The sequence below is a fragment of the Mycoplana sp. 10N416 genome (assembly GCF_056394765.1).
In genome coordinates this window covers 78,632-98,680 of the sequence record NZ_JBFTIM010000008.1, presented here as the reverse complement: position 1 = coordinate 98,680, position 20,049 = coordinate 78,632, and the positions used below count along the sequence as shown (strand labels likewise).

The 20,049-nt window shown below is 61.7% G+C and carries 21 protein-coding genes; 17 read left to right on the top strand and 4 right to left on the bottom strand.

Annotated elements, in window-relative coordinates:
• Nucleotides 1-37 precede the first annotated feature (37 nt).
• The 5 genes from AC1DDS_RS17170 (at nucleotide 38) to AC1DDS_RS17150 (ending at nucleotide 4,645) form a co-directional block, all read left to right on the top strand.
• Complete coding sequence (locus AC1DDS_RS17170) at nucleotides 38-391, top strand: phasin family protein (RefSeq protein WP_477480001.1); 354 nt, start codon at nucleotides 38-40, stop codon at nucleotides 389-391.
• A gap of 250 nt (nucleotides 392-641) precedes the next feature.
• On the top strand, nucleotides 642-992 hold the full coding sequence (clpS, locus tag AC1DDS_RS17165; RefSeq protein WP_310420982.1) for an ATP-dependent Clp protease adapter ClpS: 351 nt from the start codon (nucleotides 642-644) through the stop codon (nucleotides 990-992).
• Nucleotides 993-1,001: 9 nt separating this feature from the next.
• The gene (gene clpA / locus AC1DDS_RS17160; protein WP_477480000.1) at nucleotides 1,002-3,485 is read left to right on the top strand and encodes an ATP-dependent Clp protease ATP-binding subunit ClpA; all 2,484 of its coding nucleotides are present in this window, start codon (nucleotides 1,002-1,004) and stop codon (nucleotides 3,483-3,485) included.
• A gap of 75 nt (nucleotides 3,486-3,560) precedes the next feature.
• A complete protein-coding gene (locus AC1DDS_RS17155; protein ID WP_477479999.1) occupies nucleotides 3,561-4,307 on the top strand; it encodes an AzlC family ABC transporter permease in 747 nt (248 codons plus the stop codon).
• Nucleotides 4,274-4,645 carry an AzlD domain-containing protein gene (locus tag AC1DDS_RS17150; RefSeq protein ID WP_477479998.1) on the top strand — a complete coding sequence of 124 codons (372 nt, stop codon included), beginning with the start codon at nucleotides 4,274-4,276 and terminating at the stop codon, nucleotides 4,643-4,645. Before AC1DDS_RS17155 ends, AC1DDS_RS17150 begins: the two co-directional genes overlap by 34 nt.
• 46 nt (nucleotides 4,646-4,691) lie before the next feature.
• Here AC1DDS_RS17150 and AC1DDS_RS17145 read toward each other — a convergent pair whose 3' ends face one another.
• The 4 genes from AC1DDS_RS17145 to AC1DDS_RS17130 are packed head-to-tail and all read right to left on the bottom strand — an operon-like array spanning nucleotide 4,692 to nucleotide 7,549.
• A complete protein-coding gene (locus tag AC1DDS_RS17145) occupies nucleotides 4,692-5,117 on the bottom strand; it encodes an HIT family protein (RefSeq protein ID WP_477479997.1) in 426 nt (141 codons plus the stop codon).
• A 37-nt stretch (nucleotides 5,118-5,154) separates the two neighbouring features.
• Nucleotides 5,155-6,351, bottom strand: a complete 1,197-nt coding sequence (locus AC1DDS_RS17140; RefSeq protein ID WP_477479996.1) for a GNAT family N-acetyltransferase — start codon at nucleotides 6,349-6,351, stop codon at nucleotides 5,155-5,157.
• 2 nt (nucleotides 6,352-6,353) lie between these two features.
• A complete protein-coding gene (locus AC1DDS_RS17135) occupies nucleotides 6,354-7,085 on the bottom strand; it encodes a glycerophosphodiester phosphodiesterase (protein WP_477479995.1) in 732 nt (243 codons plus the stop codon).
• Entirely contained in the window at nucleotides 7,085-7,549 is a 465-nt protein-coding gene (locus AC1DDS_RS17130) for a RidA family protein (protein ID WP_310420968.1), read from the bottom strand. Before AC1DDS_RS17130 ends, AC1DDS_RS17135 begins: the two co-directional genes overlap by 1 nt.
• Nucleotides 7,550-7,761: 212 nt before the next feature.
• Here AC1DDS_RS17130 and AC1DDS_RS17125 point away from each other — a divergent pair, with 212 nt between their 5' ends.
• From AC1DDS_RS17125 to lpxA, 12 genes are all read left to right on the top strand, one after another.
• On the top strand, nucleotides 7,762-8,592 hold the full coding sequence (locus AC1DDS_RS17125; protein WP_477479994.1) for a cell envelope integrity EipB family protein: 831 nt from the start codon (nucleotides 7,762-7,764) through the stop codon (nucleotides 8,590-8,592).
• A gap of 193 nt (nucleotides 8,593-8,785) precedes the next feature.
• On the top strand, nucleotides 8,786-9,550 hold the full coding sequence (rpsB, locus tag AC1DDS_RS17120) for a 30S ribosomal protein S2 (protein ID WP_477479993.1): 765 nt from the start codon (nucleotides 8,786-8,788) through the stop codon (nucleotides 9,548-9,550).
• Between the two features lie 300 nt (nucleotides 9,551-9,850).
• The gene (gene tsf / locus AC1DDS_RS17115) at nucleotides 9,851-10,774 is read left to right on the top strand and encodes a translation elongation factor Ts (RefSeq protein WP_477479992.1); all 924 of its coding nucleotides are present in this window, start codon (nucleotides 9,851-9,853) and stop codon (nucleotides 10,772-10,774) included.
• A 171-nt stretch (nucleotides 10,775-10,945) separates the two neighbouring features.
• Nucleotides 10,946-11,668, top strand: coding sequence for a UMP kinase (gene pyrH / locus AC1DDS_RS17110; RefSeq protein WP_477479991.1), 723 nt, complete (start codon nucleotides 10,946-10,948; stop codon nucleotides 11,666-11,668).
• A 54-nt stretch (nucleotides 11,669-11,722) separates the two neighbouring features.
• Nucleotides 11,723-12,283, top strand: coding sequence for a ribosome recycling factor (gene frr / locus AC1DDS_RS17105; protein ID WP_477479990.1), 561 nt, complete (start codon nucleotides 11,723-11,725; stop codon nucleotides 12,281-12,283).
• Nucleotides 12,284-12,331: 48 nt separating this feature from the next.
• Nucleotides 12,332-13,075 (top strand): isoprenyl transferase, encoded by a 744-nt coding sequence (locus AC1DDS_RS17100; protein WP_477479989.1) that lies wholly within the window; start codon nucleotides 12,332-12,334, stop codon nucleotides 13,073-13,075.
• Nucleotides 13,075-13,905 (top strand): phosphatidate cytidylyltransferase, encoded by an 831-nt coding sequence (locus AC1DDS_RS17095; protein WP_477479988.1) that lies wholly within the window; start codon nucleotides 13,075-13,077, stop codon nucleotides 13,903-13,905. The genes AC1DDS_RS17100 and AC1DDS_RS17095 overlap by 1 nt, the downstream gene beginning before the upstream one ends.
• Before the next feature lie 30 nt (nucleotides 13,906-13,935).
• Complete coding sequence (gene rseP, locus AC1DDS_RS17090) at nucleotides 13,936-15,069, top strand: RIP metalloprotease RseP (protein WP_477479987.1); 1,134 nt, start codon at nucleotides 13,936-13,938, stop codon at nucleotides 15,067-15,069.
• A 224-nt stretch (nucleotides 15,070-15,293) separates the two neighbouring features.
• Complete coding sequence (bamA, locus tag AC1DDS_RS17085; RefSeq protein WP_477479986.1) at nucleotides 15,294-17,657, top strand: outer membrane protein assembly factor BamA; 2,364 nt, start codon at nucleotides 15,294-15,296, stop codon at nucleotides 17,655-17,657.
• A gap of 50 nt (nucleotides 17,658-17,707) precedes the next feature.
• Nucleotides 17,708-18,772, top strand: a complete 1,065-nt coding sequence (gene lpxD, locus AC1DDS_RS17080; RefSeq protein WP_477479985.1) for a UDP-3-O-(3-hydroxymyristoyl)glucosamine N-acyltransferase — start codon at nucleotides 17,708-17,710, stop codon at nucleotides 18,770-18,772.
• Nucleotides 18,769-19,236 (top strand): 3-hydroxyacyl-ACP dehydratase FabZ, encoded by a 468-nt coding sequence (gene fabZ / locus AC1DDS_RS17075; RefSeq protein ID WP_477479984.1) that lies wholly within the window; start codon nucleotides 18,769-18,771, stop codon nucleotides 19,234-19,236. Before lpxD ends, fabZ begins: the two co-directional genes overlap by 4 nt.
• Nucleotides 19,233-20,048, top strand: a complete 816-nt coding sequence (gene lpxA / locus AC1DDS_RS17070) for an acyl-ACP--UDP-N-acetylglucosamine O-acyltransferase (RefSeq protein WP_477480166.1) — start codon at nucleotides 19,233-19,235, stop codon at nucleotides 20,046-20,048. The genes fabZ and lpxA overlap by 4 nt, the downstream gene beginning before the upstream one ends.
• Nucleotide 20,049: the final 1 nt, after the last annotated feature.

The window sequence follows — 20,049 nt, the reverse complement described above, 5'->3', positions numbered from 1 at the left end:
AGTTCCGGGCATCCGGTGGAACAAGAGGGAGCATCCTATGTTCAATTTCGATGACGCCAATGCCAAGGGCAAGGAAGCGATGGATACCGTACTGAAGAGCTATTCGTCGCTTGCCAAGGGCATGCAGGCGATCGCGACCGAAGCGGCCGACTATTCCAAAAAGTACTTCGAGGACGGCATTGCGCATTTCGAGAAGCTTTCCGGCGCCAGGAGCTTTGAAACGGCGCTCGAGCTTCAGACCACCTACGTGAAGAAGGCCTACGAGTCCTACGTCGCCGAGGCGACGAAGATCGGCGAGATGTACTCCGACCTAGCGAAGGACGCCTACAAACCCTACGAGGGCCCGGTCGCCAGGACGACGGCGGCGGCGAAGTCCGCCGCGGCTGCTTGATCGTTTTACGTTCAATCTGATTTTGGGAGCCGGCGGTGCGCAAGTGCCGCCGGCTTTTCCGTGCCGGGTGGCCTGGCAAACGACAATTTTCCCTATTTCCGGCGGGCGTGGCCCGATTATCCTTGCAGGACAAAGCTGGGGCCTTAAAATCGGTGAAGAAACCACTAGATTACGTAGGTCTAATGACGGCAACATCGCCGCCGCGGCCACCCCCTCCGGAGAAAGCCGTGCCCACAAGGAATGAGCAGTAATGAATGCGATACCGGTCCGGTTGCAGGGCGATGAAGGAAGCGGCGACACCCCCGGCCGCGGCACATCCGTCATTACCCGCACGAAGCCGAAAACGAAGAAGCCGAGCCTCTACCGGGTCCTGCTTCTCAATGACGACTACACGCCGATGGAGTTCGTGATTCACATTCTCGAGCGGTTCTTCCAAAAGGACCGCGAGGCGGCAACGCGGATCATGCTGCACGTGCACAACCACGGAGTGGGTGAGTGCGGTGTTTTTACCTATGAGGTTGCCGAAACCAAAGTGACACAGGTGATGGATTTCTCCCGCCAACACCAGCATCCGCTGCAATGCGTCATGGAAAAGAAATGAGGAAAGAACGTGCCGACTTTTTCGACCAGTCTTGAGAAAGCGCTCCATCAGGCACTGACTTATGCCAATGAGCGCCACCATGAATACGCCACGCTGGAGCATCTGCTTCTGGCGCTGATCGACGACACCGATGCGGCCGCCGTGATGGGCGCTTGCAACGTCAATCTCGAAGCGCTGCGCAAGATCGTCACCAACTACGTGGACAACGATCTCGCCAACCTGGTGACGGGTTACGAGGAGGACTCCAAGCCGACGTCGGGGTTCCAGCGCGTGATCCAGCGCGCGGTCATCCACGTGCAATCCTCCGGCCGCGAGGAGGTTACCGGGGCGAACGTGCTCGTCGCGATCTTTGCCGAGCGCGAGAGCCATGCCGCCTACTTCCTGCAGGAGCAGGAGATGACGCGCTATGACGCCGTCAATTTCATTTCGCACGGCATCGGCAAACGGCCGGGCTCCTCCGAGGCCCGCACGGTGCGCGGCTCAGACGACCAGGAGAACGAACAGAAGCCGACGCGATCGCAGGGCGAGCAGGAGGACAGCGCCAAGAAGCAGGATGCGCTGAGCGCCTACTGCGTCAACCTCAACGAGAAGGCCAGGAACGGCAAGATCGATCCGCTGATCGGCCGCCACGCCGAAGTCAACCGCACAATCCAGGTGCTCTGCCGCCGCTCGAAGAACAATCCGCTCTATGTCGGCGATCCAGGCGTCGGCAAGACGGCAATCGCCGAGGGGCTGGCCAAGCGCATCGTCGAGAACAAGGTGCCCGAGGCCCTTCAGAACGCGACGATCTTCTCGCTCGACATGGGCACGCTTTTGGCCGGCACCCGCTACCGCGGTGACTTCGAGGAACGCCTGAAGCAGGTGGTGAAGGAACTGGAAGACTATCCGGGCGCCGTGCTCTTCATCGACGAGATCCATACGGTCATCGGCGCCGGTGCGACCTCCGGCGGTGCGATGGACGCTTCCAACCTGCTGAAGCCGGCGCTTTCCAACGGGGCGATCCGCTGCATCGGCTCGACCACCTACAAGGAATACCGGCAGTTCTTCGAGAAGGACCGCGCGCTCGTCCGCCGATTCCAGAAGATCGATGTCAACGAGCCGACCATCAATGACACGATCGAGATCATGAAGGGCCTGAAGCCCTATTTCGAGGACTACCACAAGCTGAAGTACTCGAACGAGGCGATCAAGACCGCCGTCGAACTCTCGGCCCGCTACATCAACGACCGCAAGCTGCCGGACAAGGCGATCGACGTGATCGACGAGACGGGGGCGGCCCAGATGCTGCTGCCGGTCGGAAAACGCCGCAAGCTGATCACCGAAAAGGAGATCGAGGCGACGATCGCGACGATGGCGCGCATTCCGCCCAAGTCCGTATCCAAGGACGACGAGACCGTCCTCGCCAATCTGGACAAGGAACTGCGCTCGGTGGTCTATGGCCAGGATCTGGCGATCGATGCCCTGGCCTCGGCTATCAAGCTTGCCCGTGCGGGCCTGCGCGAGCCGAACAAGCCGATCGGCTGCTACCTGTTCTCCGGTCCGACCGGCGTGGGCAAGACCGAGGTCGCCAAGCAACTCGCCTCTTCGCTCGGGGTGGAGCTGCTGCGCTTCGACATGTCCGAATACATGGAGCGTCATACGGTGTCGCGCCTGATCGGTGCGCCTCCCGGCTATGTCGGCTTCGACCAGGGCGGGCTTCTGACCGACGGGGTCGACCAGCATCCGCATTGCGTGCTGTTGCTCGACGAGATCGAGAAGGCCCATCCCGACCTCTTCAACATCCTGTTGCAGGTCATGGATCACGGCTCACTGACGGATCATAACGGCAAGAAGATCGACTTCCGCAACGTTATCCTGATCATGACGACGAATGCGGGCGCCTCCGATATGGCCAAGGCGGCGATCGGCTTCGGCTCGTCGAAGCGCGAAGGCGACGACATGGAAGCGATCAACCGGCTGTTCACGCCGGAGTTCCGCAACCGTCTCGATGCGATCATTCCGTTCTCCTCGCTGCCGACGCCGGTCATCCACCAGGTCGTGCAGAAGTTCGTCATGCAGCTCGAGACGCAGCTTGCCGAGCGCAACGTCACTTTCGAGCTTCAGCCCGAGGCGATCGCCTGGCTGGCGGACAAGGGTTACGACGAAAGGATGGGGGCGCGGCCACTGGCCCGCGTCATCCAGGAGAACATCAAGAAGAAGCTGGCCGACGAGATTCTCTTCGGCAAGCTGAAGAAGGGCGGCGTCGTCCGCGTTTCGGTCGGCGTGAAGGAGGACGGCAGCAAGGGCATCATCCTCGACGCCGTTCCCGAAACCGCTCCGATCAAGCCGAAGGCGGAGATTTCCGCACCGGCACGCAAGACGGGCAGGCCGAAGAAGCCGAAGGAGACGGTGACGGCGGACGCGGCACCGCGCAAGGCTGCGAAAGCGGCCGCATCTGAAGCGTCGCCGCCCCGCAAGGGCAGCGCCGTGCCGAAGGTGCCACGGAAGAAGTAACCGTCCCTCAAAGAGTGACGTATGCCGGGCAGGCCACTGCCCGGCATTTTCATGCCGCAAGCCAGGAATGCATTGATGAGTGCCGAGGGTCAGCCGAGTGAAAAATCGAACCGCTACTGGTTCGTACAGGGGATGCGCGGCCTTTTCAGCGTTCCCGCGATCATCCTGATGCTCTCCTTCATCGGCTTCGCTGCCTTCACGGCGGAAGCGGGCATTCCGCTCGGGCAGGTCGTGTTCATGACCGGAATGGTCTGGGCCCTGCCGGCCAAGGTCATCCTCGTCGGCAGCATGCTCTCCGGTGCGAACCTCGCGGCGGCATTCGTCGCCGTGACGCTTTCCTCCGTGCGGATGATGCCGATGGTGGCGTCGCTTATTCCGGAGATCCGTTCGCCAAGGACGCCGACCTGGGTTCTGTTGCTGCTGTCGCATTTCGTGGCGATCACTGCCTGGGTCTTTGCCATGGAGCGTGTCTCTGCTGTGCCAGGCGACCGGCGGGTGGCCTTCTTTGCCGGCTTCGGCACCACGCTGACGACGGTTAACACCGTGCTGGTCAGTACCGCCTACGGGCTGGTGACGACGTTTCCGCCGGTCGTCTCCGGTTGCCTGTTCTTTCTCACGCCGGTCTATTTCCTCACGTCGATCTGGGTATCCGCCCGTCATCGCGTGATCTACTGGGCGCTGGGAACCGGCCTGGTGCTGGGCGTCGTCTTTCGCGAGATCGTGCCGGAGTTCGACATTCTCCTTGCCGGTCTGGTCGGCGGGACGATCGCCTGGGCGGGCGAGCGGCAATGGCGGCGCAAGCTGGCAGGGAGCGCAGCATGAGCTTCGACGGCATTTGGCCCTATGTCTTCATCGCCGTCGCTGGCTGGCTTGCGACCGATATCTGGCGCTGGCTCGGTGTGCTGGCCGGCAACAGGCTCGATGAAAAATCGGAGATCCTGACCTGGGTCAAGGCGGTCGCCACGGCGCTTGTCGCCGCCGTCATTGCCAAGTTGATCGTCTATCCGACCGGCGAACTGGAAACATCGCCGTTGTGGCTGAGACTGGCGGCCATCGCCGTCGGCGCGCTGGCGTTCTTCGCCGGCGGGCGCAACCAGATCCTCGGCATTGTGGCAGCGATCGCTTTCCTCGCCGGGGGATTGTTCGTTCTCGGCACGTGAGCACCGAGAACGCAGCGGATGTGAAGCCGAAGATTGGCGTGGCGTTTTAGACAGCCAAGGCGTCACGCATTTTTTGCGCGTTGGCCACGAGGACGGCCTGGTCCTCCATGACGCCCGAATGGGGCTTGAGCGGCACGCCGTCGAAGCGCGGGATGACGTGGAAATGCAGGTGATAGATCGTCTGGCCCGACGCCGGCTCGTTGAACTGGATCACCGTGACTCCGTCGGCCTCGAAGGCTTCCTTTGCGGCGACCGCGATCTTCTGCACGATCGGGATAACCCGCGCCAGTGTCCCCGGGTCGGCGTCGAGGATATTGCGCGAGGGAGCCTTCGGCACGATCAGCGTGTGGCCAATGCCCTGCGGCATCACATCCATGAAGGCCAGCGCGTACTCGTCCTCGTAGACCTTGTGCGAGGGAATTTCGCCCCGCAGGATCTTGGCAAAGATGTTTCCGGGGTCGTAGGCGGTCATGGCAGTCTCCTCATGTTGGGCCTGTCGGCCGCATTAATCACTCGTCGTCGTCGGAACGAACGGCCGGCTTGCGAAATGGCCCATGTTCGGCGAGCCATTCGCCGGTTTCGGTGACATCCTGGCGCTCGCGCTCGAGATAATCGGCGACCGCTCGGCGCAGGCCCGGATGGGCGATGTAGTGCGCTGAATGCGTCGTCACCGGCATGTAGCCGCGGGCCAGCTTGTGCTCACCCTGCGCCCCCGCCTCGACGCGCTTCAAGCCGTTTGCGATCGCAAAATCGATGGCCTGGTGGTAGCAGACCTCGAAATGCAGGAACGGATGATCCTCGATGCAGCCCCAGTGGCGGCCGAACAGGGCATCTCCGCCAATGAAGTTGATCGCGCCGGCAATGTAGCGACCGTGTCGTTTCGCCATCACCAGCAGGATGTCGTCGGCCATGCGTTCGCCGACCAGCGAATAGAAGCGGCGCGTGAGATAGGGGCGGCCCCATTTGCGCCCGCCGGTATCCATGTAAAAGGCGAAGAACTGGTCCCATATGCCTTCCGTCAGCTCGCTGCCAGTCAGCCAGACGATCTCGATCCCGTTTTCGAGCGCCGTGCGGCGTTCCCTCTTCAGCGCCTTGCGCTTGCGCGATGCGAGCGTCTGAAGGAACTCGTCATGCGAGCGATAGCCGACGTTGAGAAAATGGAACTGCTGGTCGGTGCGGTGGAGAAAGCCAGCATTGACCAACGCCGGGAGTTCGTCTTCCGGCAGGAAGGTGACATGGGCCGACGAGATGTCGTGGCGGCGCGTCAGCTCCTTGATCCCGGCGGCAAGCGCCTGGCGCACGGGCGCCGGATCGTCGCCGTCGCGGCAAAGCAGCCGCGGGCCTGTTGCGGGAGTGAAGGGGACGGACGCCTGCAGCTTCGGATAGTAGCGCCCGCCCGCCTGCGCAAACGCTTCCGCCCAGCCGTAGTCGAATACGTACTCACCCTGGCTGTGGTTCTTCAAATAGGCTGGCATCGCTCCTAAAAGCGTGCCGTCCTTCGCTTCCAGCAATAGGTGCTGCCCGAGCCACCCGGTGTCGGCCGTCGCCGAGCCGGACTCTTCCAGTGCGGAAAGGAAGGCGTGGGTGATAAAGGGGTTATAGGCCGTGCCCGACTGGCCACGAGAAGCGCCGGATAGGCGTGCCCAGCGTTCTGCCGGAACTTCGGCAAAGTGCTGGACGACGCGTATCCGGTAAGCGTCCGTCATCGTCAGGCGACCAGGGCTTCCCGCGGATCGAAGCCTTCGAAGGTCATCTGGTCGGCTTCGGCGCGCGTCTTGTCGATACCTGTCTGGTCACAGACGGTCCAGGTAATCACCGTAACGCCTGCCTTGCGTTCCTTGGTGATAAAGGGATTGGGGAGGTGGCCATAGTTGTACGAGATGAAGTCGAGGCCGAGCTGCATCGCCTCCTCGTGCACGAAGAAGGTTTCCGGATTGGCACCCTCCGCGGTGAGGCCGACGGGGCGAGGCGCATCCAGCGCCTTCAGGTCCTTCAATAGCCAGTGATCGAAGCTCATCAGCGCGATCGGCCCCTTGTAGTCTTCGATGAGTTCCAGGACGCTGTCAGCAAAGCCCTCGTCGTCACCCTTGCGCCCCTTCAGCTCGATCACCAGGGGAACGCGTCCGTCGACAAGTTTGAGAAGCTGTGTGAGCGTTGGCACCTTGTCGGCGGTTCCGCCGACCGAAAGCATGCCGAGCTCCACCGAAGACTTGGCCCGGACGTCACCGGGGATGGCGCAGAGACGGTTCAGATCATCGTCATGAAAGACGACCGGGACGCCGTCTGCGGCGTATTGCAGGTCGCACTCGATCGCAAAACCCGCATCGACCGCGCGGGCAAACGCGGAAAGCGTGTTTTCCCAGACGGCGTGATTCATGTCATGGAAACCGCGATGCGCGATCGGTTGTGCAGTGAGCCAGGAAAGATCCTTGGACGGCATCAGGCGATTTCCATGATGGCATCGATCTCGACGGCAGCATTCAACGGCAGGGCAGCCATGCCAACAGCCGCACGAGCATGCTTGCCGGGCTCCCCGAGCGCGGCGACGAGCAGGTTCGAAGCACCGTTGATGACGAGGTGCTGCTCAACGAACGTGGGAACGGATGCGACGAAGCCATTGATCTTTATGACGCGCTTGATACGCGACAGGTCGCCGAGCGCTGCCTTGGCCTGAGCAAGCAGATTGACCGCGCAAAGTTCGGCCGCCTTCTGGCCGGTCGCGACGTCGACATCCTTGCCGAGATGGCCGGTCACCGCGATCTTGCCGTCGGCGATAGGTAGCTGGCCCGAGATGTGCAGCACCGAACCGCTGATGACATAGGAAACATAGTTGGCAGCGGGGGCCGCGGCAGTCGGAATGTCGTAACCCAGTTCCTTGACCCGGTTCTCAATTTCAGCGGACATGCGTGTCTCCGTTTGCGATTGATGCTGTCGCGCCCCCAAGGGGAGGCGCCTTTCCGATCATAGTCTTACCGAGGGGAAAGCCGGAGCAGTTTTCCAGGCGCGCCGCCTCGATTGCGTTTTCTGTTACAATTCGGCCTGCAGATGCTTATATGCCTCGCTCTTGCCGAAACTGTTCTTATAACATCACGGCAGAGTTCAACAGGAGGAAACGGATGTTTCGCCCAAGCTTTGTCCCGATTGCGTCCGTGGCGGCCTGTCTCGCGGCCTTGCCGCTCGGTTCGGCCTTTGCGGCCACGCCGGTCGGCCTGGCCCCACATCGCGCCGTTTACAACCTGCAACTCAAGGATGCCTCCGAGCGCTCGGGCATCGCCGGGATGTACGGCCGCATGGTCTATGAGTTCAACGGCAATGCCTGCGACGGCTACACCGTCAGCTTCCGCTTCGTCACGCAGGTCAACACCGGCGAGGAAACCCGGCTGACCGACCAGCAGACGACCACCTACGAGGATCTCAAGAATCGCAGCTTCCGCTTTCTGACGCGCTCCTTCACGGACGAAAAACTCGACCGAGAGGTTCGAGGCAGCGCCCGCGACGACAAGACCGGCGTGAACGTCGAACTGACGTCCCCGGACGCGCGCGACGTGGAACTGGCGGAAAGCGTTTTCCCCACGGAGCACATGCTGGCGGTGATCGACCGGGCAAAGAAAGGCGAAAAATTCTTCGAGGCCCGGATTTTCGACGGCTCGGATTCGGGTGACAAGACGCTGATGACGACCACCGTGCTTGGCAAGAAGGAGATGCCGGAAGCCGGCGACGCCGACGCTGCCAAGGCAGGTTCGTTCGCCAAGCAGGAATACTGGCCGGTCACGATCGCCTATTACAACGACGAGGCGACGGGCGACGCGCTTCCTGTCTATCGAATGTCGTTCAAGCTCTACGAGAACGGCATTACGCGCGACCTGACGATGGACTACGGCGACTTCGTGCTGACGGGGAAACTCGCCAATTTGGAAGTCTTCCAGTCGGCTGCCGAGTGCAAGTAGCGTAAGGCCCTCGCCGTCGGGCTTTTCGTTCGCCGGGGCTTGATTTCCGGCGCGACTGCGGTTAATGGCACCGCATTCCACACGTGAGGCATGGGATGGACCGGGAGAAATCCGGGCTGTTCCGCCGGTGGCAGAACCAATGGGTTCTGCTGTTCGCCTTGCGGAGGTTCAACCGGAAAAAGGAGAATAAGGCATGGCATTGCCCGATTTCAGCATGCGCCAGCTTCTGGAAGCTGGTGTTCACTTCGGCCACCAGACCCACCGCTGGAACCCGAAGATGAAGCCGTACATCTTCGGCGATCGCAGCAACGTTCACATCATTGACCTGGCGCAGACCGTTCCGCTTCTGCACCGCGCCCTTCAGGTCGTCAGCGACACCGTCGCCGGCGGCGGCCGCGTTCTCTTTGTCGGCACGAAGCGCCAGGCATCGGAAATCATCGCTGACGCCGCCAAGCGTTCGGCCCAGTACTATGTTAATGCGCGCTGGCTCGGCGGCATGCTGACGAACTGGAAGACGATTTCCAACTCGATCCAGCGCCTGCGCAAGCTCGACGACATCCTCGCTTCGGAAGCTTCGGGCTTCACGAAGAAGGAGCGCCTGAACCTCGAGCGCGAGCGTGAGAAGCTGGACAAGGCTCTCGGCGGCATCAAGGACATGGGCGGCACGCCGGACCTGATGTTCATCATCGACACCAACAAGGAGTCGATTGCGATCCAGGAAGCCAAGCGCCTTGGCATTCCGGTCGTCGCCATCATCGACAGCAACTGCGATCCGGACCCGATCGACTTCCCGATCCCCGGCAACGACGACGCCTCGCGCGCCATCGCCCTCTACTGCGACCTGATCGCACGCGCTGCCATCGACGGCATCGCACGCCAGCAGGGCGCTTCGGGCCGCGACATCGGCGCATCGGCCGAAGTTCCGGTCGAGCCCGCTCTGGACGACGCCGAAGCCTGATAGGGCAGGGCGCGGATTGTTCCGCATCGTCCTATGAACGAGACAGGACAAGGCCGTTTTCCGCCGGAAGGTTGAACGGCCTTGTCGCGTTTGCCGGCCAGGATGCGCGTTGTGCGGATCGCGGCCGGGCAGGATGCTGAACTGTCATCATCCTGTAACGCTCATCAAGATGGATGGCGGCCGCTACGGACATGCGTTCCCAAGGACGCAGAAGGCGCCACGACAGAATTGAAATCGCGCAGGCCCGGCACGGATCGATGGTGCCGGTGGCATGCGCAGAACCCGTAAAGAGGCGAGACAATGGAAATCACTGCAGCAATGGTGAAGGAACTGCGCGAGAAGTCCGGCGCAGGCATGATGGATTGCAAGAAGGCGCTTGCAGAAACCAACGGCGACATGGAAGCGGCGATCGACTGGCTGCGCGCCAAGGGCATTGCCAAGGCCGACAAGAAGTCGGGACGCACCGCGGCTGAGGGCCTCGTCGGCATCGTCAGCGGCGGCGTCAAGGCCGTTGCCGTCGAGATCAACTCCGAGACCGACTTCGTGGCCCGCAACGAGGCCTTCCAGGAACTCGTCCGCGGCATCACCAACGTCGCGCTCAGCACCGACGGCAGCGTCGAAGCCATTGCCAAGGCTACCTACCCGGCAACCGGCAAGTCCGTCGAAGAGACGATCAAGGACGCCATCGCCACCATCGGCGAGAACATGACGCTGCGTCGTTCGGCACTGCTGAAGGTCGAAGACGGCGTTGTCGCCACCTACATCCACAATGCCGCCGGCGACGGCATCGGCAAGCTGGGCGTTCTCGTTGCCCTGAAGTCGGTTGGCGACAAGGAAGTGCTGTACTCGGTTGGCCGTCAGGTCGCCATGCACATTGCCGCGACGAATCCGCTGGCCATCCGCGCTGAAGAGGTTGACGCCGCCGTCGCAGAACGCGAACGCAACGTCTTCATCGAACAGTCGCGCGCTTCCGGCAAGCCGGACAGCATCATCGAGAAGATGGTCGAAGGCCGCATGCGCAAGTTCTTCGAGGAAGTCGCGCTGTTGTCGCAGGCTTTCGTCATCAATCCGGAGATCACCGTCGGTCAGGCGATCAAGGACGCCGAGAAGCTCGCCGGCGCTCCGATCGAGGTCACCGGCATGGCCCGCCTCCTGCTCGGCGAAGGCGTCGAGAAGGAAGAGTCGGACTTCGCAGCGGAAGTTGCGGCTGCCGCCAAGGGCTGATTTCTTTACCCGACTTGGGAAAAGGGAAGGGCATCGCGTGACAACGCGGTGCCCTTCGTGTATCCGGCTGACGGCGAAACTGCAGGCCGAACAGATGCCCGCGTGACGAATGCGCGCTGCCATCGCCTCATCCGCTTCGCCGCCACGTCAGACCAACCGCCAGGAGCGCCAATGTCCGCCAAACCGATCTACAAACGCGTTCTGCTGAAAGCATCCGGTGAGGCGTTGATGGGCTCGCAAGGGTTCGGCATCGACGTCGCTGTCGCCGACCGCATCGCCGGCGACATTGCCGAGGCACGTGCGCTTGGTGTCGAGGTCGGTGTCGTCGTCGGCGGTGGCAATATCTTCCGCGGCGTCGCCGTGGCCTCGAAGGGGGGCGACCGCGTCACGGGCGATCACATGGGCATGCTCGCCACCGTCATCAACGCGCTGGCACTTGCGACCTCGCTGCGCAAGCTTGATATCGATACCGTCGTCCTGTCGGCGATTGCCATGCCGGAGATTTGCGAGAGCTTTTCCCAGCGCCGGACGCTGCATCACCTGGCACAGGGCCGGGTCGTGATTTTTGCCGGCGGTACCGGCAATCCGTTCTTTACGACGGACTCGGCGGCAGCCTTGCGTGCCGCCGAAATCGGCGCGGAAGCCATCTTCAAGGGAACACAGGTCGACGGAATTTACTCGGCCGATCCGAAGAAGTTCCCGGAAGCAACGCGTTATGACCGTCTGACCCACAACGAGGTTCTGGAAAGAGGCCTTGCCGTCATGGACATTGCCGCGGTTGCGCTGGCACGCGAGAACTCGATTCCGATCGTTGTCTTCTCGATCCATGAAGAGGGCGGGTTTGCCCAAATATTGACCGGCGGCGGTCGCGGGACCATCGTATCCGACAACTGATTCCGAAACTCGCCTGAAAGGGTGTAGTTTCCTAGAAAACGGGAGTTTCAAGCAATGAGTGAAGGTGTAGATCTGAAGGAACTGAAGCGCCGCATGGATGGCGCCATTTCCGCGTTCAAGCACGATATCGCTTCACTGCGCACCGGTCGCGCCTCGGCCAACGTTCTCGACCCGGTGACGGTTGAAGCCTACGGCTCGCGCATGCCGCTCAACCAGGTGGCGAACATCACCGTTCCAGAGCCGCGCATGCTCGCCGTCTCGGTTTGGGACAAGTCGATGGTGAACGCGGTCGACCGCGCCATCCGGGAATCCAATCTCGGCCTCAATCCGATCATTGACGGCCAGAACCTGCGCATCCCGCTGCCCGAGCTGAACGAGGAGCGTCGCCGTTCGCTCGTGAAGCTCGCACACGATTATGCGGAAAAAGGCAAGGTTGCGATTCGTCACGTGCGTCGCGACGGCATGGACGACCTGAAAAAAGCCGAGAAGGATGGCGACATCGGTCAGGACATCAGCCGCAACCAGTCTGAAAGGGTTCAAAAGATGACGGACGAGATGATTTCCGAGGTCGACCGCTTGCTTGCCGACAAGGAAAAGGAAATCATGCAGGTCTAGCAACGGTTGCAGGCTCGCCAGGACTCTCGCATCTCCCACGGATCGTCGATGACCAAGCATGCTTTGAAGAACATTCCCAACCACGTTGCCATCATCATGGACGGCAACGGGCGCTGGGCCAATGTTCGCGGGTTGCCGCGCAGCATGGGGCATCGCAAGGGTGTCGAGGCCGTGCGGGAGGCGGTCCGCACTGCGGCTGAAGCCGGGGTCGGCTATCTGACCCTTTTCGCCTTCTCCTCTGAAAACTGGAGCCGGCCGGAGAGCGAGGTCAGCGACCTGCTGGGCTTGCTGAAGACCTTCATACGCCGGGATCTCGAGACACTGCACCGTGAAAACGTCCGCATCCGCGTCATCGGGGATCGGTCGAACCTGCGCAGCGATATACTGCCGCTCCTTCTCGAGGCTGAAGAACGCACGCGCGGAAACACCTCCATCCAACTGGTGATCGCGTTCAACTACGGCTCGCGGGACGAGATGGCTCGTGCCATGCGCTCGATCGCTGGAGACGTGGCCGCGGGGCGGCTGCATCCGGCGGACGTGACCCCGGAACTGATCAGCGCCCGGCTGGATACGGCCGACATACCCGATCCCGACCTCATCATCCGCACCAGCGGCGAAGAGCGGCTTTCCAATTTCCTGCTCTGGCAGGCAGCCTATTCGGAACTCATGTTCATTCCCGATTTCTGGCCCGATTTCTCTCGGGCGACCTTCCTCGATGCGCTCGCGAACTTTGCCGGGCGCGAACGCCGGTTCGGCGGCGTGCCGGCACAGACGCTCGCAGTGGGCTCCTGATGAGCACGGAACTCCGCCTTCGCATCATTTCCGGCATCGTCATGGCCGTCGTCGTGCTGGCCGCGACCTGGACGGGTGGCCTGCCGTTCCGCCTGCTGTCGGCGGCGATCGCCTTGCTCGTCTATTACGAATGGTCGACGATCACCCGGCTGGCTGAGATCGACTTTCGCGGCAACGCCTTCGGCTGGGCGGCCACGGCAGCCGCTTGCGCAATGACGGTGTTCGGTGAAGCCGAGATGGCGTTTGTGACCGTCTGCGCGGCCGTCATCGTCTCGCTCCTGCATGCCCTGTCATTCAGGCGCAGTCTCTGGCTGCCCGGCGGCATCGCCTATGCGGGCCTGACGGCGCTGTCCCTGACGGCAATCCGGGCGGATGACGCGACCGGGCTGATCGCCATGCTGTTCGTTTTTGCGGTGGTGTGGTCGACGGATATCCTGGCGTATTTCGTCGGCAGGGCCATTGGCGGTCCGAAGCTGGCGCCGTCGATCTCGCCCGGCAAGACCTGGTCCGGGGCCATCGGCGGCACGGTTGCGGCGATCATCGCCGGCAGCGCGCTTTATCTTTGTTTCTTCCCTGCGACCGGTTTGTGGATACCGTTTGTCGCCCTGGTCCTGTCGGTGTTCAGTCAGGTGGGGGATCTGTTCGAGTCCTTCCTGAAGCGACGCTTCGGGGTGAAGGATTCCAGCAAGCTCATTCCGGGCCACGGGGGCGTCATGGATCGGGTCGACGGTCTTGTTTTCGCCTGCTTCGCGGCGTTCCTGCTGGGGACGGCCGCGACGGTGGCCGGGCCTTCCGTCGCGTCGACGGGCGCGTTCCTCCTCGGACTTTGACGCCTGTACTTGTAAGGAGGCCAACTGGCCATGGAACTGTTGTCGCAGGCGTTTGGATTATTGACGGGCACCATCGTTCCGTTCCTGGTCGTGCTGACGCTGATCGTCTTCGTCCATGAAATGGGACACTATCTTGCCGGGCGGTGGTCCGGCATCGGCATCACGGCGTTCTCGATCGGCTTCGGACCGGAGATCGCCGGTTTTACCGACCGGCGCGGTACCCGCTGGAAACTCTCGGCAATCCCGCTCGGTGGCTATGTCAAGTTTCATGGCGACGAGGATGCGGCGTCGACACCGGATTATGCCAAGCTCGGCACGCTGTCTCCGGACGAGCGGGCGCGCACATTTCTCGGCGCGGCGCTGTGGAAGCGCGCCGTAACCGTTGCAGCCGGTCCGATTGCCAATTTCATCCTTGCCATCGCCATCTTCAGCGTCACCTTCGCGGTCTATGGACGGCAGGTGGCCGATCCGATCGTGGCTGAGGTGCGCGAACCGAGCGCCGCGGCGACAGCAGGTGTCTTGCCCGGCGACCTGTTGGTCGCGATCGATGGCACGCCGGTTCGCACCTTCGACGACGTGCGGCGCTACGTCAGCGTGCGGCCCGAGGTTCCGATCGTCGTCACGATCAGGCGCAACGGCGCCGAGCAGAACCTCAGTATGGTTCCGGATCGGACGGAGCTGACCGATCAGTTCGGTAACAAGATGGAAATGGGCATCATTGGAATCGTGACGAACGAGGCAGCCGGCAATTTCCGCCGGGTCAGCTACGGCCCGCTGGAGGCTGTCGGGCAGGGTGTGCTGCAGTCCTGGCAGATCGTCACCGGAACCTTCGACTATCTCTCGAATGTCGTTACGGGGCGGATGAAGGCCGATCAGATCGGCGGACCGATCAGGGTGGCGCAGGCGTCAGGCCAGATGGCGACGCTGGGTGTGGCCGCATTGCTGCAGCTCGCCGCTGTTCTCTCTGTTTCCATTGGACTTTTGAACCTTATGCCGGTTCCGGTACTTGATGGTGGGCACCTGATGTTCTATGCGGTTGAGGCCATTCGAGGAAGGCCGGTCGGTCCCAGGGCACAGGAAATCGCTTTCCGGATCGGCATGGCGCTGATTCTGATGCTGACCGTGTTTGCAACCTGGAACGACACGTTCGGCAGATTTGGATAGTGTAGAGGGTGTTTTGCAGGTTGGAGGCGCGCGAGGAAGGCTCGATAAGATACTGTTTACCGTAAACGAAAGCATTTCGTGACCAATGGGCCACGGTTCGAATTGAAGTAAACAGAAATTAACGGCCGACCTTGCTTGTATAGCAAAAGCGGTTAAAACGGCAGCGTGACCGGAGTCGGGTTCGAGTTCGCCGCGAGACATTGAAACAAAGGTAAGTTGTGAAAATGAAAGCTGGTTCAAGATTTTTGAACGCGGTGTCTGCCGTTGCCCTTTCGACGAGCATGGTGGTGGCTGGTGGAGCAGCCGTCTCGCTCGTCTCCGCAAGTGCCGCAGAAGCTGCCGTTATCCAGCGCGTGGATGTTCGTGGCGCAAGCCGTGTCAGCGCCGAAACCGTGCGGGCAAACCTCAGCATTCAGCCCGGCAAGAGCTTCAGCAACGCCGATATCGATGAGTCCGTGCGTCGGCTGTTTGCGACCGGGTATTTCTCCGATGTGCGAATCAGCGTTTCCGGCAGCACGCTCGTCGTCGTCGTCGATGAGAATCGCCTGATCAACCAGGTGGTCTTCAACGGCAACCGCAAGATCAAGGACGACAAGCTTGCGGGTATCGTGCGCTCGCGGTCCCAGGGGCCGTTCAGCGAGACGACCATTGAGGGCGATATCCAGTCCATCAAGGACGCCTACGCCGCGATCGGTCGTAGCGATGCCACGGTCACGACGCAGACCTATGATCTTGGCAACGGACGCGTCAACCTGGCCTTCGTCATCAACGAGGGCGACAGGACCAAGATTTCGCAGATCAACTTCGTCGGCAACAATGCCTACAGCGACGGCCGTCTGCGTTCGGTCATCAACACGAAGAAATCGGGTCCGCTGTCGTTCCTGACGCGCAAGGATGTCTACGACGAAGGGAAGTTGCGCGCCGACGAGGAGGTGCTGCGTCAGTTCTACTTCAACCGCGGTTACGCCGACTTCCAGATCGTTTCGTCGGAGGCCGTGCTCGATGAAACCACGAACGAATACACGCTGAATTTCACCGTCGAGGAAGGTGAGCGCTACAATTTCGGCGACATCACCGTCGAATCGACCGTCGAGGGCATCGACGCCGAGGAGCTCAAGGGCCTTCTCGAAACGCGCGCCGGTTCTGTCTACCGTGCGAGCGACGTGCAGGATTCGATGTCGGAGATTTCTAAGCGCGTGGCAGCGAAGGGGTATCCCTTCGCACGGGTAACGCCGCGGGGGAATCGCGACTTCGCCAACCATACGATTGCGGTGGACTATCTGGTCGACCAGGGTGAGCGCGCCTACATCGAGCGCATCGAAATTCGCGGCAACACCCGTACGCGTGATTACGTGATCCGTCGCGAGTTCGATATCAGCGAAGGCGACGCATTCAACCAGGAAGTGGTCACGAGCGCAAAGCGGCGTCTCGAGGCGCTCGGCTTCTTCTCGACCGTCAATGTCTCGACGGCTCCGGGCAGCGCTTCCGACCGCGTCGTTCTGGTGGTCGACGTTCAGGATCAGTCAACCGGTACGTTCGGCGTGGGCGTCGGCTACACGACCGGCAACGACGGCGGCTTCAAGCTGGAAGCCTCTATCGAAGAGCGGAACTTCCTCGGTCGCGGCCAGTATATCCGCATCGCCGCGGGTGGCGGCTCTGACTCGCGCAATTACAACCTGTCGTTCACGGAGCCGTACTTCCTCGGTTACCGTCTTGCGGCGGGCTTCGACATCTTCCGCAACGAGGATAACTCCCAGGACTTCTACGATGTCGACAGCCAGGGTGTAACCTTGCGGGTGACGGCTCCGATCACCGAGGACCTGTCGACGACGCTGCGCTACAACTACTCGAAGTACGACTACAGCACGAGCGTCGACGAGGCAGCGGACAAGGCTAAGACCAATCCGGCTGACCGGGATATCTCGCTTCCGTATTGGGATGCGATCGACGGCAGCCCGTGGGTCCGCTCTTCGGTTTCGCAGTCGCTGACCTACGATACCCTCGATGATCGCAAGCTGCCACGTGAAGGCATCTATGCGACCTTCACGCAGGAATTCGCTGGCCTTGGCGGTGACTCCGATTTCTACAAGATCTACGGCAAGGCACGTTATTTCCAGACGCTGATGGAAGATGCCGACATCATCGGCAGTCTCACCGCCGGTGCCGGATACATGACGCCGACCAGCGGCGATCTGATGGTCTTCGACCAGTTCCAGCTGAACGCCAACGATCTGCGCGGCTTCGAAAGCGGCGGCATCGGTCCTCGCATGACCAATGGCGACGAGATCGGCGGTACGACCTACTTCACGGTCTCGGCCGAAACCACGTTCCCGATACCGTTCATCGCGCGCGACGCCGGCTTCCGCGGCGCATTGTTTGCCGATGCCGGTACCCTGTATGGCAACAAGGTCGATACGGGCGGAGATCCCGTGAACGGCACCAGCATGTCTTGGCGCGCGTCTCTCGGCGCCAGCTTGATCTGGTCTTCGCCGTTCGGTCCGCTGCGTGTCGACTATGCTATTCCGGTCGTCAAGGAAGACTTCGACGAGGAGCAGCGGTTCAAGTTCGGCATTTCGTCGAGCTTCTGATCCCGGCAGTCCAGAACTGCGAAGAACAAACTGTTCTGGAGTCCACGCTGATGGAACAAAACTGGTTTTTTCCACCGCATGACGGTGTTCGCCTGGGCGACCTGGCGAACACGCTCGGGGCGGAGCTGTCGGATCCGTCGGCGGCCGCAAGGATCGTGCGCAACGTCGCGCCCGTCTACCGGGCGAAGGATGGCGACATCTGCTACATGCTGTCGCGCAAGAGCAAGTCGGAACTCGAGACCTGCCAGGCGACGGCTATCCTGTGCGACAAGGCGCTGGCTTCCATCGTTCCTTCGCACATCGCCGTGTTGCAGACGTCCCGGGCCCACATGGCCTTTGCGCTTGCCGGCGAAATCCTCCAGCCATCGGCAATGCGCCCGGCACTGACGACCTCCGAACCGGCCGGCATTTCCTCACATGCTTTTGTCGATCCGACGGCTCGGCTTGAGCCCGGCGTGGTCGTCGAGCCCATGGCGGTCATTGGCGCCGATGTCGAGATCGGCGAGGGAACCCACATCGGCCCCGGCGTCGTTCTCGGCCCCGGCGTGAAGATCGGTCGCGACTGCACGATCGCCGCCGGCGCAAAACTGCAATGCGCGCTCGTCGGCAACCGGGTCATCGTGCATCCCGGTGCCTGCATCGGTCAGGACGGTTTCGGCTACGGGCCCAGCCCCAAGGGTGGCATGATCAAGATCGTTCAGGTCGGCCGCGTCATCATCCAGGACGACGTGGAGATCGGTGCAAACACAACGATCGACCGCGGTACGATGGACGATACGGTCATCGGCGAGGGGACCAAGATCGACAACCAGGTCCAGATCGGGCACAACGTCCGGATCGGCCGTCACTGCGGCATCGTCAGCAAGGTCGGCATTGCCGGCAGTGCCCGGATCGGCAATGGTGTGATGATCGGCGGCGCGGCGGGCATAAACGGCCATATCACGATCGGTGACGGCGTTCAGATTGCGGCGATGAGCGGCGTTGTCGCCGACATTCCGGCGGGCGAGCGCTACGGCGGCATTCCGGCGCGCCCGATGCGCGACTTCCTCCGTGACGTCGCTGAAATAACGATGCGGGCGACCAACAGAAGCAAGAAGACGGGTGACAACGAATGAGCGAGGAAATGAAAACGGCCTTGGGCGTTGCCGAACTGAAGGAAATTCTGACACTTCTGCCACACCGCTATCCCTTCCTGCTGGTGGACAAGATCGTCGAGATCGACGGGGACAACTCCGCCATCGGCATCAAGAACGTGACCGTCAACGAACCGCAATTCATGGGCCATTTTCCGGACCATCCGATCATGCCCGGCGTTCTTCTGGTCGAGGGCATGGCACAGACGGCTGGGGCGATCTGCGCCCGCAAGACGGGTTCGGGAACGAACCTGGTCTACTTCATGACCATCGACAACGCCCGCTTTCGCAAACCGGTGGTGCCGGGCGATCGCGTCGAGTACCACGTCGTCAAGCAGAAGCAGCGGGGAAATATCTGGAAATTTCACTGCGATGCAAAAGTTGATGGGCAACTTGTCGCCGAAGCTGATATCGGCGCGATGATCGTCAACAAGGAAGACGCCTGAATATGATTGCAGTTAGTGCCAGGATCCATCCGCTTTCCGTCATCGAAGACGGAGCGGAGATCGGGGAGAATGTCGTTGTCGGCCCCTTCTGCCATGTGGGGCCGAAAGTCGTTTTGGGGGAGGGCGTTGAGCTTCTCAGCCATGTCGTGGTCGCTGGGCGCACCACGGTTGGCCGCGGCACGCGCATCTTCCCTTCAGCCATCGTCGGCGGCGAGCCGCAGAGCGTCCACCATGGCGGTGAGGAGACGACGCTTTCGATCGGCGAGCGCAATACCATCCGTGAAGGTGTGACGATGAACACGGGCACGACGGACGGCGGCGGCAAGACGGTCGTCGGCGACGGCAACCTGTTCCTCGCCTATTCGCATATCGCCCACGACTGCATCGTCGGCAATAACGTGATCCTGTCCAACAACGTCATGCTGGCTGGGCACGTCACCATCGAGGACCGTGCCATCCTCGGCGGCGGTTCCGCCGTCCATCAGTTTACCCGCGTTGGCCGCCAGGCCTTTGTGGGTGGGCTCTCCGCCGTCTCCTATGATGTCATTCCCTATGGCATGCTGAACGGCAATCCGGGCATTCTCGGTGGCCTGAACGTGGTCGGCATGTCGCGCGCCGGCATAGACAAGCCGACGATTCATCGCGTGCGCCGCGCCTTCAAGCAGATTTTCGATGGGGAAGGTTCGATCCGAACCAATGCCGCGGCGATCCGCGAGGAGTATCAGGACTGCGCCCCGGTGATGGAGATCCTCGATTTCATCGCCGCCGACAGTGACCGCGCGCTTTCCTCACCGAACCGCAACAAGGCCTGAT